Annotated in this window: 13 protein-coding genes; 7 read left to right on the plus strand and 6 right to left on the minus strand. The window is 37.6% G+C overall.

Annotated features, from left to right (window positions below):
• Positions 1–130: 130 nt before the first annotated feature.
• From ON09_RS01685 to ON09_RS01700, 4 genes are all read left to right on the plus strand, one after another.
• Entirely contained in the window at positions 131–2,518 is a 2,388-nt protein-coding gene (locus tag ON09_RS01685) for a S9 family peptidase (protein WP_029204048.1), read from the plus strand.
• A gap of 528 nt (positions 2,519–3,046) precedes the next feature.
• The gene (locus ON09_RS01690) at positions 3,047–3,679 is read left to right on the plus strand and encodes a peroxiredoxin (RefSeq protein ID WP_010599334.1); all 633 of its coding nucleotides are present in this window, start codon (positions 3,047–3,049) and stop codon (positions 3,677–3,679) included.
• A 14-nt stretch (positions 3,680–3,693) separates the two neighbouring features.
• On the plus strand, positions 3,694–4,002 hold the full coding sequence (locus ON09_RS01695) for a thioredoxin family protein (RefSeq protein ID WP_010599335.1): 309 nt from the start codon (positions 3,694–3,696) through the stop codon (positions 4,000–4,002).
• Positions 4,002–4,250 carry a DUF6952 family protein gene (locus ON09_RS01700; RefSeq protein WP_010599336.1) on the plus strand — a complete coding sequence of 83 codons (249 nt, stop codon included), beginning with the start codon at positions 4,002–4,004 and terminating at the stop codon, positions 4,248–4,250. The genes ON09_RS01695 and ON09_RS01700 overlap by 1 nt, the downstream gene beginning before the upstream one ends.
• A gap of 281 nt (positions 4,251–4,531) precedes the next feature.
• Here ON09_RS01700 and ON09_RS26555 read toward each other — a convergent pair whose 3' ends face one another.
• The 6 genes from ON09_RS26555 to ON09_RS01725 form a co-directional block, all read right to left on the minus strand.
• A complete protein-coding gene (locus ON09_RS26555) occupies positions 4,532–5,131 on the minus strand; it encodes a phosphoenolpyruvate carboxylase (protein WP_316927766.1) in 600 nt (199 codons plus the stop codon).
• Positions 5,022–7,118, minus strand: coding sequence for a phosphoenolpyruvate carboxylase (locus ON09_RS01705; RefSeq protein WP_316927767.1), 2,097 nt, complete (start codon positions 7,116–7,118; stop codon positions 5,022–5,024). The genes ON09_RS26555 and ON09_RS01705 overlap by 110 nt, the downstream gene beginning before the upstream one ends.
• A 262-nt stretch (positions 7,119–7,380) precedes the next feature.
• The gene (locus tag ON09_RS01710; RefSeq protein WP_010599337.1) at positions 7,381–8,928 is read right to left on the minus strand and encodes a DHA2 family efflux MFS transporter permease subunit; all 1,548 of its coding nucleotides are present in this window, start codon (positions 8,926–8,928) and stop codon (positions 7,381–7,383) included.
• A gap of 7 nt (positions 8,929–8,935) precedes the next feature.
• Positions 8,936–10,015: an HlyD family secretion protein gene (locus tag ON09_RS01715; RefSeq protein WP_010599338.1), complete on the minus strand. Its 1,080-nt coding sequence runs from the start codon at positions 10,013–10,015 to the stop codon at positions 8,936–8,938.
• A gap of 8 nt (positions 10,016–10,023) precedes the next feature.
• Positions 10,024–11,343 (minus strand): TolC family protein, encoded by a 1,320-nt coding sequence (locus ON09_RS01720; protein ID WP_010599339.1) that lies wholly within the window; start codon positions 11,341–11,343, stop codon positions 10,024–10,026.
• Positions 11,340–11,966 carry a TetR/AcrR family transcriptional regulator gene (locus ON09_RS01725; RefSeq protein ID WP_010599340.1) on the minus strand — a complete coding sequence of 209 codons (627 nt, stop codon included), beginning with the start codon at positions 11,964–11,966 and terminating at the stop codon, positions 11,340–11,342. The genes ON09_RS01720 and ON09_RS01725 overlap by 4 nt, the downstream gene beginning before the upstream one ends.
• 116 nt (positions 11,967–12,082) lie before the next feature.
• On the opposite strand from ON09_RS01725, the gene ON09_RS01730 reads away from it, so the two are divergent.
• The 3 genes from ON09_RS01730 (at position 12,083) to ON09_RS01740 (ending at position 15,468) form a co-directional block, all read left to right on the plus strand.
• Positions 12,083–14,590 (plus strand): glycoside hydrolase family 9 protein, encoded by a 2,508-nt coding sequence (locus tag ON09_RS01730; RefSeq protein WP_010599341.1) that lies wholly within the window; start codon positions 12,083–12,085, stop codon positions 14,588–14,590.
• 72 nt (positions 14,591–14,662) lie between these two features.
• Entirely contained in the window at positions 14,663–14,848 is a 186-nt protein-coding gene (locus ON09_RS01735) for a hypothetical protein (protein ID WP_010599342.1), read from the plus strand.
• Positions 14,849–14,904: 56 nt separating this feature from the next.
• Entirely contained in the window at positions 14,905–15,468 is a 564-nt protein-coding gene (locus ON09_RS01740; RefSeq protein ID WP_010599343.1) for a DUF2911 domain-containing protein, read from the plus strand.
• Positions 15,469–15,575: the final 107 nt, after the last annotated feature.

Genomic DNA, 15,575 nt, shown 5'->3' on the forward strand with positions numbered 1-15,575 from the left:
ACGTACACACTATTGAACAGCTTTTTACTATAACACCTCAACCTTTCATAGGGAGAAGTGTTGTAACATTTCCATTTCCTTATAGATTTAGCACCTGCATTATCTAACTTGCAGCATCCAAACTAAATTCATGAAGAAATATTTACTTTTCCTACTGTTGTGTACAGGAGAATATACTTTTGCGCAACAAATAGCCCCATTAACAGTCGAAAAAATAATGCGAGACCCAAAATGGATGGGAACCTCCCCTACTAACTTCCGCTGGACAGGAGATAGCAAAACATTATACTTCAATTGGAATCCAGATAATAGGGCTAAAGAAGAGTTGTTTAAAATTTCAAACTCATCAACAAAACCTGTAAAAGCTGCTGAGAAAGAAGATGAGAAATTGTTAGGTTTAAATTACATCTACAATAAGGATAAATCGTTAGGTTTAGTAGAAAAAAGTGGCGATATCTATCTTCAGAACTTCAAAACGAAGAAAGAAACTCGTTTAACCAATACGATGGACAGGGAAAGCAACCCTGTTTTTTTAACCAATGGTGATGTTGCTTATCAATTGGGCGACAATATTTTCCAGTTGAATATGAAAACTGCCGAAACCAAACAAATAACCAATTTTGTTAAGGGAAAAGCAGCGGGAAGAACACCAGCAAAACCTACTACTGAACAAGATAGCTGGCTAAAGGCTCAGCAAACTGAATTATTTGATATCATTAAGAAAAGAAATGCTGAAACGCGTAATGGCGGTGCTCGTGGAGGAAGAGGTCGTTTTGGTTCATCATCTAGTGAAACCAAATCTTTAAAATCACTTTATACAGATGACAAGTTTCTTAATGGAGTAGTGATTAGCCCTGATGGTAGATTTGTAACTTACAAATTGACTGCGCCGGCTCAAAACAATCGCAGCACCATCGTGCCAAACTATGTTACAGCTTCTGGTTATACGGAAGATATTCCTGGCAGAACAAAGGTTGGCGAAAATGAGAATATCTCTCAGGGATTTATTTTTGACACACAAAGAGATACTGTTTATGCCATACAAACGGCAACTATTTCCGGCATTAAAGACATTCCGGATTTCTACAAAGACTATCCTAAGCAATTAGATTCTCTGAAAAAGAAAAACGCTGACAGGCCTGTTAATTTCTTTGGGCCGATTTGGAACGAAAGCGGCAGTACCGGAATTATGGTTGCTACATCAGCTGATAATAAAGACCGCTGGATTTTAAAATTAGATGAATTAACAGGAAAATTCGATTTAATCGACCGCCAGCATGATGAGGCCTGGATTGGAGGCCCCGGTATTAGTGGATTCTATCAGGGAAGCACAGGGTGGATTGACAACAATCGTTTTTATTACCAGAGTGAGGCTACTGGCTATTCGCATTTATATGTTGCAAATGTTTCAACCGGAAATAAAAAACAGCTGACTTCCGGTAAATGGGAAGTTCAATCTGTTCAACTATCAAAAGATAACAGTACCTTTTACTTAAAAGCAAATAAAGAGCATCCTGGAATTACCAATCTCTTCAAAATTAGCGTAAACGGGGGAGAACTTGTTCAAATTACAACCATGAAAGGTTTAAATGACCTTACACTTTCTCCAGATGAAAAATACGTAGCCATAAATTATTCCTACCTGAATAAACCCGGTGAATTGTATCTGCAACCCAATAAAGCTGGTGCAAAAGCAATAAAGATTACCGAATCTACAACTGCAGAATTCAATTCTTACAAATGGCGTGAGCCCGATATGGTTTCATTTAAAAACCGTTACGGTGCTGATGTTTATGCAAGGGTTTACAAATCTGATAAGCCTCATCCTAATCATCCTGCTGTAGTTTTCGTTCACGGTGCGGGCTATCTTCAAAATGTACATTTTGGCTGGAGCACTTATTTCCGTGAGTTTATGTTTAATAATTTACTGGCTGATAATGGTTACACGGTAATTGATATTGACTATACCGCAAGTTCAGGTTATGGCAGAGACCACAGAACCGGGATTTATCGGCACATGGGTGGAAAAGATTTAACGGACCAGGTTGACGGAGTTAAATTTTTGGTGGACAAGTATGGCGTTAATCCTAAACATGTTGGCTTGTATGGTGGGTCGTACGGAGGTTTTATCACCTTAATGGCCATGTTTAATGAATCAGATGTTTTTGCCAGTGGTGCCGCCTTGCGTTCTGTTACAGATTGGGCACATTACAACCATGGTTATACTTCGAATATTTTAAACGACCCTTTCAACGACCCGATTGCCTACAAGAAAAGCTCTCCTATTTATTTCGCTGATAAGCTGAAAGGAAACTTATTAATGGCGCACGGAATGGTTGATGTGAATGTTCATTTTCAGGATATCGTTCGCATTACCCAACGTTTTATCGAGCTCGGAAAAAATAATTGGGAGCTGGCTGTTTACCCTGTAGAAGACCATGGTTTTATCGAACCTAGCAGCTGGACGGATGAATACAAAAGGATATTTAAATTGTATGAAAATACATTGAAGAAATAGAACTTCGAAACCCTCTTAATCTTAATTAAGAGGGTTTTTTTGTTTTCCGTCGGCTGAAGCCAGACGGCAATGAAATAAAACCATGTACCTTATAAGCTTTTGGGATTCCATTCCGTTGGTTTCAACCAACGGAATGAATGATAATAATAGTGCTGGCTTTAGCCGAAAGTGCAAATGCATTTAAATCCAACCCAAGAATTACCATAATTTATTAATAAACCCGATAGAAGTGAAAATACTTTTTGTAGTACAAATAAAATAGATTGCCACGTCGTTCCTCCTCGCAATGACGACCATAGTGTACAACAGAAGCCAAAAAGATTGTAACGAATAGCGGGACTGCAAACTGCCAAAAGCATCATCCGTTCATTTTCAAATAATTAAATAGCGACAAATTATAAATTTCAAAATGAATATAGTTTTTGACTATATCGTTATCAATAAATACGATGAATAATTAATAAATCCGGGTTGATTAGGAGTTCTTTTCGCCGTACCTTTGTGGCACAAAATTAAAGACAAAAAATTATGGCAATAGTAGGTAAAAAATTCCCGAGTGTTAGTATTGATGCAATGTCAGACATGGGTGATGACTTGAAAATCAACGTATTTGAAGAAGCTGTTAGTAAAAACAAAAAAGTTATTTTATTCTGGTATCCAAAAGATTTCACTTTCGTTTGCCCTACAGAATTACATGCTTTCCAAGCTGCTTTACCTGAATTTGAACAAAGAAATACAATTGTAATTGGTGCATCTTGCGATACTAACGAAGTTCACTTTGCTTGGTTAAATACACCAAAAGATAACGGCGGAATTGAAGGTGTTACTTACCCAATTTTAGCTGATACGCACAGACAGTTATCTGGAATTTTAGATATTTTAGATCAAGAAGTTAATTATGATGAAGAAGGAAACGAATCATTCTCAGGTTCAAATGTTTCTTTCAGAGCAACTTATTTAATCGACGAAACTGGTAAAGTTTTCCACGAAAGTGTAAACGATATGCCTGTTGGCAGAAACGTTAAAGAATATTTACGTTTAATTGATGCTTATGCTCACGTTCAAAAACATGGCGAAGTTTGCCCTGCAAACTGGGAAGAAGGAAAAGAAGCAATGAACGCAAACAGAACTGGCGTTGCTGAATATTTAGCTGCTAACTAATTAAATAAAACATTATGTTTTTAGAATTAACAGAAGATAATCTTCAACAGTATTTAGCCGATAACTCGAAAGTTATGGTTCAGTACGCTGCATCATGGTGCGGTAACTGCAGAATCATGAAACCCAAGTTTAAAAAGCTGGCTGCTGAAAATGAAGATGTAGCTTTCTTAATTGTTGATGCCGAGAAACTTCCAAACTCACGCAAATTTGCTAACGTTGATAATTTACCAACTTTCGCAGCTTTTGAAGGTGGTAATTTGGTAGACCAGGTTCAAACCAACAAAGCGGAAGGTTTAATTGAACTTTTTAACAAGATAAAGTAATGAAGATTCCGGTTATAAGACAATTATTTCAAAACACGACTCCTGCTCAATTGGAGACAACTTTAGAAGTGTTAGAGGCTTTCTGCGAATTCAGAGGCGTTAGCGAACATGAAGTTGATGTTGCTGGCGAAATGATTACCAATATTTGCGGTGCGCTTGAGGTGCATCAAATGGTAAGCGAAGGTGCTGCTGAAAAAGATGCACTTAACGCTTTCGGCCAAAAAGTAATGGGTTCGATTGATAGATAATTTCTTTAATCAGGCTCTTTAAAAATAACCCCTTTGCATTCCTGCAAAGGGGTTTTGTTTTTTTAGGCATCTCATATCGGGAACGGATATAGCCACCACGTCATTGTTGCGAAGCACGAAGCAATCTTAGTGCAGCAAACGTTTTAATATTGCTTCGTGCCTCGCAATGACTACCGTTAATGGTTAGAAACAAAAAAAGGTCTGTGAAAACACAGACCTATAAACGCTTTAAACTTATATTTTCTTAAATGTTATATGGTAAATTAAACCGTGACTAAACCTTAAGCTAAATTCCTGCCTGCATTTACAATACCAAAAACCGTTCTAACAGCTAATTTTTCTAAAGCTGCTTGATCTTTCTCGTTCTGGTCGTGCTGTAGTTTTTCTAAAGCGAAATGCTGAATTAAAACTAATGGCAAAATAATCTTTTCACGGGTAGCGATAGATTTTTTATCAACCGGATAATTAGCCATTAAAACTTCCTGTCCTGATAGTTTTAGAAGCATTGTTTTAGTTAATTCAAACTCATCGTGTAACTGGGTCCAAAAGGCACCAAACTCTTTGTCGTTGGCTAAATGAGCTGTAATCACAAAGTCTGATTTGCTCATGCTCATCATACAATTATCTACAATGGTTTTTAGATAATCAGAATCTTCATAAGCCTTTACAACCTTATCCCAATTACCGGCTTTTTCCTGATTCCTCATAGCAGTTCCCATGCCGTAAAACCCTGGAACATTTTGCTTCAGCATGCTCCAGGCTGTAACGAAACTAATCGCCCGCAAATCTTCCAGCTTCATTTCTCCGCCGCCATTTCGTTTTACCGGTCGACTGCTGATATTTGCCTGAGAAAGTAATTTCAATGGAGAAAGCTTTTCCAAATAACTTACAAAAAAGCGGGTGTTCGCGTAAATCAACAAAAGCTTTGTAACCATCTTCTGCCATTTCATCAAGGAGCGCTTTATTTTCAGCGTCTAGAAGCACATTATGTTTTTCTTTTAATCCTGATGAAATACCGGCATTAATTAATTGTTCAATATTAAATTCAGCACTTTCCACTGAACCATATTGAGAACTAATGGTTTGGCCCTGAACCGTTAATTGAATATTTTTATTTGCAATTTCTTTACCCATTGAGGCATAAAAACGATGGGTTTTACCTCCACCGCGAGCTGGCGGACCACCTCTGCCATCAAAAAATGCCAGTTGAATATTATGCTTTTTAGAAATTTCTGAGAGTGATGTTTTACCATTAAAAATAGACCAGTTGGCCATTAAATAACCTCCATCTTTTGTACTATCGGAGTAACCAAGCATAATATCTTGTTTATTACCACGAGTGGCCAAATGTGCTTTATAAAACGGATTGCTATAAAGCGTATCCATAATCGCCCCAGCTCCTTTTAAGTCGTTAACGGTTTCGAAAAGCGGCACAAAATCAATGGTTAAAGCATCTTTACTCCAGCCATTCCAAAGGAAAAGTTCTATCAGTTGCAGGATATCGCTAGCCTGCTGGCAATTACTGATGATGAAACGATGGCATGCTTTCTCGCCGTTTCGTTGTTGAATACCTTTAATTTCTTTAATCGTTTGAATGGTATCCTCAATCAAAGCATCAGCTTCTGTAACATAAACAGGTGTCGCCTCTTTAAATGAAATCAGTTTCAGTTTCTCCGCTTCAGAAAGCTTATCATAATTTTCTGGATATAAAGATGAAATCGGTTTATTCTGGCGACAATAAGCATGCACACTTCTCAATACGCGGCTATCCTGACGGATATCTAAAGAAGCAAAATAATTGCCGTACAAATCAATTTTACGGATTAAATCGTTCACTAAATCAACAAACAGACCCTCATGTTCCTTTAAAAGTGTTTCCTTAATCTGATTGAGGTTTTCTCTCAATTCATCAGAAATATCATGAATTTCACAAGATTGGTCGAAGGCATTTTTGTAAAGCACATCTTGAAGTTTGGAGATGTTTTCTTCCACACCTCTAAAAGTTATGCGGCGTTTAATTACCCTAAAATCACGATAGTAACAACGGAAGAGAATTTGGCGCAACATTTTAGAAACCTCCAAAGTGGTATCGGCATGGATATTCGGATTTCCATCTCTATCGCCACCCGGCCAGAAACCCAGTTCCAAAATCTTTTTGGTTTCCAAATTATACTCATCCAGATTCTGGTCAATTTCTTCCTGAATATTTGCCGCAGCGAAGTAAAATGTATTTTCTAAAAACCAGGCCAGGTTCAATGCTTCATCGACAGGCGTCGGCGATTTTTTGTTGAAAAATGGCGTTTTACCCAACTGCTGCAACAGGGCGTTCATAGAAGTGATATCATTATCTCTAATGGCTTTTGTTAAATCTGTAATAATCGCCAAAACACTTCCTGGATAAAACTGAGTAGGGTGTGCTGTTAAAACCAAACGTAGAGAAAGTTCATCAATTAACTTTTCTATCTTAGCCAGCATAGGCTTATTATCAGCATTCTTTTTTAAGATAAAAGCTAACGTACTTTGCTCATCTGTAGTGTTTAACTTAGTGAATGAAGCATCCTCAACCGCATCAAAAAGCACAACCTGACGCTCTATGTATTGAATGAAACGAAAGAGCAAATCGGTAATATCTTTCCTATCGGTATAGCTTGTAAACTTTGCAAAAAACTCTTCTATTATTTGAGCAGGTTTTTGTCCGTTAGCTATTCCATCTTCACAACTTTTAAAGAATAGTGGCAGCAGTGTTCCGGTATCTTTAATTTTATAAAAAGGAAGGGTTAAAAAAAGACTGTTAAAGAGCTCGAATTTTGAGATTACCTCATTGTTAAAAATAGATTCCCGTTGTGTTGTTAAACGAAGTTTAGGCATAGCTTAAGCAATAGTTTTGTATATCGTAATACTACAAAAAATGCGTAAGGTATTAAAATTCTAGGGCTTACAATTTGGAAAATTATAGAATAATTTTTAATTTTAGAATCTTATTTGGCTACTAGCTAGCTTAGTAAGAACATTTGCAATGTTTAAGGGCATTGCATTGATTGTTAATTTTTTGGGTTAAAACAGCCGATGTAATAAAATACACCGGCTGTTTTTATTTTATGATATTTTTCAGGCTAATTTCTTGCCAATTTTAATGCGCATCGGTTACAATGTTTGCATTTTTCTTAAATTTCTGAAGATATAGTAGTGGAATAGAGAATAACATAGTTAACCCTGCCACCCAATATGCATCGTTGTAAGTTAATAACATGGTTTGTTTAATTACGCTTCCTTCTATGGCTTTCATCGCCATCAGCTTAGCATCAATAAACGATGAACCTTTGGCCATAAACCCGCTTGTTAGTGCATTTAATTTTTGAATAAATGCAGGGTTATATTCGTTAATATTGGCAAGCAAACTACTTCTATGAAAGCCCGAACGAACATGGATTAAGGTGGTTAAAGCTGCGATACCAAAAGAACCACCCAGCTGTCTGCTCATGTTATTTAAACCAGAACCCTGGCCAATCTCTGCTCCAGATAAATCCTGCATCGCCAGAGTTGTTAACGGCACAAATAATAAAGCCATACCAAAACCTCTAATTACCAACGGCCAGAAAAAATCTCCAGTTCCGGAAGCCAGAGTAGAGTTACTTAACATCCAACAGAAAACGAAGAACAAAAACATGCCGCCGGTAGCCATAAATTGGGCAGGAACACCCTTTTTAAGCATAATACCAATGAATGGCATCATGGCAATGGTACAAATTCCGCCTGCGATAAATAATTTTCCGGTTTGTAATGGTGTAAAACCTAGCAAGTTTTGTGCAAAAACCGGGAAAACAAATACCGAACCGTATAACCCAAATCCTAAGATAAAGGAAGTAAACATTCCGATAGAGAAACTTCTCTTCTTCATAATGCGAAGATTCACAATGGGGTGGTCTGTTGCGGTCTCTCTCCAAATAAATAACAATAATCCAAAAACAGAAACCACTGCTAATGCGGTAATGTATGGTGTAGAAAACCAGTCTTCGCTCTCGCCTTTTTCCAACACAGTTTGTAAACTACCTACAGCGATCGCCAAAAGTGCAATTCCCCACCAATCTACAGGTTTACCCTGTCCATCCTTGGGCGTTTCTCGAATAAAGGTGTATGTACAGTAGGCGGCGAGGATTCCGACGGGAATATTCACGTAAAAAATCCATGGCCAATCGGCAATTTCTAGGATATAGCCACCAATAGTTGGACCAACTGTTGGACCAACAACGGCACCCAAACCAAATAAAGCGGTTGCAATACCTACATCTTCACGTGGCCAGGTTTCAATTAAGATTGCCTGTGCCGTTGAAATTAAACCACCACCAGCAACGCCCTGCAAAATCCTGAACAAAATCAGCTCATTTAAGGATGTTGCGTTACCACATAAAAAGGAAACCAGGGTGAAAACGATAATGGAGGTTAAGAAATAATTTTTACGCCCGAAACGACTACCCAACCAACCTGACATGGGTAGGATGATAACGTTCGCAACGGCGTATCCAGTAGATAACCAGGCAATATCCTCGAGGGTAGCGCCCAGGTTTCCCTGTATTTGAGGGATTGCTACGTTTACGATGGTCGTATCAATCAACTCCAGTAAAGAAGCTGTGATTACCGTAAAAGTAATAATCCACTTTTTTAAACCTACTTCGGCCATTTGACTATTAGTTTGTAGAAACTGAAGCTTTTACGCTCATTCCAGGGCGTAATTTTGCTAACAATTCTTTTGATGGATGAATTTTAATTTTTACAGGAATACGTTGTACAACTTTAACAAAGTTACCTGTAGCATTATCTGGAGGTAGCAAAGAACCTTTTGCACCAGTAATTGGAGAGAAATTGTAAACTTCACCCTGAATTTTTTCTTCAGGATAAGCATCAACCTCGATTTCTACTTTCGAACCCGTTTTGATTTTTTCCAATTGAGTTTCTTTGAAGTTAGCGGTTACGTAAATGCTACCATCATTCACTACAGAAAATAAAGATTGACCGGCTTGCACCAATTGCCCTTTTTGCACATTCTTTTTAGAAACAATACCTGTTGCCGGCGATTTAATATCAGTATAAGATAATTGAAGTTTCGCAAAATCGATATCGCTTTGGCGTTGGCTAATCACATTACTGCTTACTGCCAGTTGCGATTGTGTTGTTCCAACCTGTTTAACGGCGGCGTTGTATTGGTCTTGCGCTGCCTGAAATGCGGCCTGTGCAGACTGCCTTGCTGCTTCCGCAGATTCTTTATTTGCTTTTGCCTGGTCAAAAGCCTGTTGTGTAATCGAACCGTCTTTTACAAGGTTTGCATAACGAGCGTAATCCTTTTGTGCTAAATTAACTTTAACGTTTGCTGCCTGTACATTTGCTCTGGCCGATTCTACATTTGCTTTAGCCGTGCTTGTATTGGCTTGTGTGGCCACAATTTGCGATTGCGCAACACCTACACCTGCATTAGCACCTTTTTGACCAGCTTGAGTTTGCTCTAGTTTAATTTTGAAATCAGCATCATCCAGTTTAACTAAAATTTCACCTTCAGTTACGCGGGTATTCTCTTCGAAATTAATGTCTTTAACATAACCACTAACACGAGCAACAACCGGACTGATGTCACCATCAATCTGAGCATCATCCGTATCTACGTGTTTGCTAAAATAATTCCACTCGGTGATACCGAAAACGATACCAATGATTAGTAAAACACCTAAAATGATGGGTACTACTTTGCTCTTCTTTTTATTTTCAGTTGTCATTGTTGTATTTATTGCGTTATTTTTCCTGTTGATTTTAGTAATGTGTAGTAAGCCAAACCTGCATCAGCTTTAGCTATTTCTAAATTTATTTTTGCCTGATACAATAAGGTTTCAGCATCAATTCTATCCGTAACAGATGCTACGTTGTTTTTATATTTTGATGCCAGTAACTTATCATTCTCGGTAGCCTGGGCGATGGAAGTTTCCAAAACCTGAATCTTATTCATTGCTACCTGGTAATTTTGAAAGTTTTTGTTGATATCCGTTTTTACATTATCAGATAAAATATCTTTTTGGATGCTAATTTCGCTTTGCTGAATTTTAGCTTCCTGTACTTTATTTCTATTGTTCCAAATACTACCAATATTCCAGCTTACTGTTGCGCCTAGAGTTATAGGCATTAAGTATTGGTTTACTGGCGGAATAAAATTACCGCTTGGGTTAATGTAGTATAAGTTTGCACCCACGCCAACCGTTGGCAACGTATTCGCTCTGATGGTTTTGATATTGTAATCAGCAACTTTATTCTGCGCATCAAGTTGTTTCAGTTCCTGGCGGTTTGCCATTGCCAGGCCAATATATTCGTTTAATGAACTGGTTGCTTTTAAACCTGCGTTCGGATCGCTGATTTTAACTTCGGTATCTTCTGGCAAACCTAAAAGAATGTCAAGATTGTAATTGATAATCTTGCGGTTGCTCTCAATGTCTAGCTGCGTAAGCGTAACATTTGCCTGTTGCAATTGAAAGCGCAACACATCGTTTTTAGTTACAATGCCTTGCTCAAAGAAACGTTGCGCTTGCTTAATTTGAGCCGCAATTGATTCTAAATTCTGGCCAACTACTTTTTTACTTTGCTCTACCTTATACAAAGCATAATACGTACTAATTACCGCGTAAGTAATTTCTTCTTTGTTTTTATCTGCATCTAAACGGGCAACATCGGCTAATAACTTGGTCGACTCTTTTGCATATTTTAATTTTCCACCGCCATAAACCAATTCCTGCACTGCTGCTGTACCTACAAAAGCATCAGCTCTGCGTGGTAAATGTAAAGAAGAACCACCGCCCGGCAACGTAAATGTACTGGTTGGAATTTCTGCGTGGTTATACATAAAGCTTGCGTTTGCCGTTGGCAGTACATTATCTTTTACCACTGCTAACTGCGCCTCGGCTTGCTGTATTTTATTCTGAGATAGTTTTAAGTTTTTACTATTGGCTATACCAAGTTCTATTGCCTGATTGATATTTAGTTCTTTAGTGCTTTGCGCAAATAAAGCCGCTGGAACTAATGATGCCACAAGCATTAATCTAATCGATTTGGGTATCATTTTTTTGATGTTAAATAAACGGTTACAAGGTTTTGTAAATGAGCAATGGCTCGCTCTTTAATAAGTTTGTTATCCTTCGGGTTGCTTAAATCGATAACCTCTCCCTGAGAAATTTTATGTGGCGCAATTACAACATTGGTTAGTGTACCCATAATGGTAGAAATTACCATTCTAACATCCACATTGCTGAAACTACCGTCTTCAATTCCATCTATGATAATTCTATCCAGGATTGCCATGTTGTGGCTCATCGCATTTTTGATTTTATCATACATTTCGGGCCTTTGTGTAAGGGAAAGCTCACGATGCATCATTTTATGAAAAGCGATGTTGGAGAAAATTCTGTTTGCATAGCCTTCAATAACCTTGTGTAATTTCTCAAGTGAAGAGATTTTATCTTCATTAATAATTTTTAACTGAGATGCGAATCCCGCGATGCGATTATTCATAATCTCAATAAATACGCCCTCTTTCGAGCCGAAGTAATAATTAATCATGGCCATGTTGGCACCCGATTCTTTCGAAATCTGTCGGGTTGAAGTTCCCTCATAACCCGTTTCACAAAACAACTTCTCAGCAGCTTCTAAAATGGCTTGTTTTTTATCTACTTTTTCTGTCTTCATTTCTTTATTAGGTGGGACAAAATTAATCAAACGATTGATTAATTTCCAAATGTTTATATATATCTTTTACATTATCTTGATAAAAGCCTAATTTTAAGAGAATAAATCTTTCTAAAATGAAAAACCGCTCAATTTTCTGTGTTGCAATATTCCTTTTAGCGGCATATTTTATTTCTTTTAAAAGCGCTAATAAACTAGAGCAGCAAAGCTGGATAAGAATAAATTTACTGGGTTATTCTCCTTCAGGAATAAAAGTTGCAATATGGGCAAGCAAGTCTGATAGGGTTCCTGTGTTGTTTGAATTGGTAGATGAGCAAACCAATAAAGTTGTTTATACTTCTTTAAATATTAAAACATTCGGTAAATATGGTCCCTTCAAGCAAACAGCAAGGATAAATTTTTCTGGCTTTCGAGGTTCTGGAAGGTTTTACATTAAAGCAGATGGCATTAAATCACCTTTGGTTATTATAAATGACGATGTTTATAAAGGTGCGGCTGACTTTTGCCTGCGTTACATGAGGCAGCAAAGAAGTGGATTTAATCCTTATTTGAAAGATAGCTGCCACACTCATGATGGTTTTGCATTGTATGGTGCTAAAGCCGGCATTAAAGACAGCACCCATTTCGATGCTTCGGGCGGCTGGCATGATGCAAGCGATTATTTACAATATTCCACAACTTCTGCAAATGCAACCTATCATTTACTAATGGCTTATCGAGATTTTCCTCAGGTTTTTAGCGATGAGAAACAAGCAAACGGACTTGATGGGCAAAATAATATTGCCGATGTTTTGGATGAAGCCAGATGGGGATTGGATTGGTTGCTGAAAATGCATCCTAAAAGAAATATTATGTTCAATCAACTTGCTGATGACCGGGATCATATTACTATGCGCATCCCTAAAGAAGATAATCAGTACGGTAAAAATTTTGAAAGGCCATTATACTACATATCTGGAGAGCCGCAGCAACGTGGAAAATTTTTAAATCACACCACTGGTACAAGTTCTACGGCGGCAAAATTTAGCAGTGCGTTTAACCTTGGCGCATTTTTATTTAATAAAATTGATGTTAAGTATTCAAAACGACTTAGTGCCAAGGCTGGTACAGCCATGCGATTTGCAATGAAAAAGCCGGGGGTTACACAAACTGCCTCCGTAAAATCGCCTTATATCTATGCAGAAGACAATTGGGTTGATGATATTGAACTTGCCGCTGTAGCATCAAACTTCAATAAACCCAAACCAGTTAAAAATAATTTGTTAGCCGCTATAAACTTTGCAGAAAGAGAAAAAATTACGCCCTGGATGGCAAGAGATACCGCAGCACATTATCAATATTACCCATTTATCAATATTGGACATTATGAACTTGCAAAACAGTTAGATGGTGAGGAAAAACTCAAAATAACAGATTATTATAAAGCCGGAATAAATGAAGTATGGAACCGGGCAAAACAAAATGCTTTCTATCGTGGTATTCCATTTATTTGGTGCAGCAACAATTTAACGGTTTCTTTCGCAATTCAGTGTTCGTGGTATGCAGATTTAACTGGCGATAAAAGTTTCATGGAACTTGAGCAGGCTAATTTCGATTGGCTTTTCGGCTGTAACCCATGGGGAACAAGCATGGTTTACGGTTTACCAAGCTGGGGCGATACCCCTATCGATCCGCATTCGGCCTTCACGCATTTAAAAAATTACCCAATTGATGGTGGGTTGGTTGATGGTCCTGTTTATACGAATATCTACAACAGCTTGATTGGAATCAAACTATCTGATGCAGATGAATATGCTGAATTTCAAAGTGACTTGGCGGTTTACCACGACGATTATGGTGATTACAGCACCAACGAGCCTACCATGGATGGAACGGCATCACTCATTTATCTCCTGGCGGCAAAAGAACATCAGGGCAAAGCAATCCAGCATAAAACCTACAGCTTAGGTGCGAATACCAGGGGCGATTCTACCGTAAAAAAGATTTCATTAATTTTTACTGGCGATGAATTTGCGGATGGCGGAGAGAAAATATTAAAAACACTGCAGGAAGAAAATGTAAAAGCAGCCTTTTTCTTAACAGGTAACTTTTATCGAAACGCCAATTTCAAATCCTTAATAAAAAAAATAAAAGCAGCCGGGCATTATCTTGGTGCCCATTCTGATAAACACTTGCTTTATTGCGATTGGAAAAATCGCGACAGCCTGTTACTTACCCAAAAACAATTTAGCGATGATTTAAATGCTAATTATGCGGCGATGTTGAATTTTGGTGTTGAAAAGAAGGACGCGAAATATTTTTTGCCGCCATACGAATGGTATAATGAAACCATAGCTAATTGGACAGCCAAGCAAGGATTAACGCTAATCAATTTTACACCAGGAACCCGTTCAAATGCAGATTATACCTTTCCTGAAATGGGCAAAAGTTATCGCTCCAGCGAGGAGATTTTTAAATCAATAACCAATTTTAATATACAGAAAAATAATGGCCTGAATGGATTTTACTTGTTATTGCACATAGGCACTGATCCAAAACGAAAGGATAAGTTTTATGATCGGCTACCAGAGTTGATCCGTTATCTCAAAAAAGATGGATATAAATTAGAAAGAATTGATAATTAATTAGAATATTGAGAGGCATTCACAAATTAAAATTTAAAATAAATACTAACTTTGCCTCCAAATAACAAAAACATGAGTGTACAAGAAAACAGCAACAATAATTTTAACTGGTTATATTATGCCTTAGGTTTATTCTTCGGAGTTTTAACTGGAGCAATCATTACACAAAATTACATATTTGCACTTTTAGGTGGCGTTTTAGGTTTGTTAACTGCAGGCTTATTTTTAAATGCTATCGTTAAAGGAAGAAAATACTAATCTATCCCCATAGTAAGACATCCCTTTTTAAGGACATTTTAATTATACCACAGCAAATGAAAAATATCTTCATTGTTGTTTTCGCTCTTTTGTGTTTTAGCGTAAAGGCTCAGGAAATGTCATCCAGTGAGGTTAAGTTCCCTGTTGCAGATCCAAGTCCGGCAGATATTGTTTATTTTCCGTTAAATGCACCTAAGGCTAAAGATGCAACTAAACCTGTCATCAAAATTGTTTATTCTCGCCCACAGCGCAAAGGCCGTGAAATTTTCGGCGTTTTAGAGCAATATGGAAAAGTTTGGCGTTTTGGCGCTAACGAAAATACAGAAGTTCGTTTCTTTAAAAAGGTAAGCATTGGCGGCAAGAAAATCAAAGCCGGAACTTATAGTTTGTTTGCCATTCCAAATAAGGATGTGTGGACAATTATTGTAAATAAGCAGACCGATAAATGGGGAGCCTTTAGTTACGATCAGACGATGGATGTTGCCCGGGTTAATGTTCCTGTTAAAGCATTATTAAAACCGCTAGAGTACTTCTCCTTAACCTTTACCGCAAAAGAGGGTGGCGCAAACCTGATTATTGGGTGGGATAAAACCCAGATAGAATTACCGATTTCTTTCTAAATATAAAAAAATTGGAGGCTTCAGAACTAAATCTGAAGTCTTTTTATTTAAACAACATTTCCCATAAACGGATCTGAAGTCGTAACCTCTCCGGTTTCTACCTTTCC

The sequence above is a fragment of the Pedobacter agri PB92 genome (genome assembly GCF_000258495.1).
Lineage (GTDB): Bacteria > Bacteroidota > Bacteroidia > Sphingobacteriales > Sphingobacteriaceae > Pedobacter > Pedobacter agri.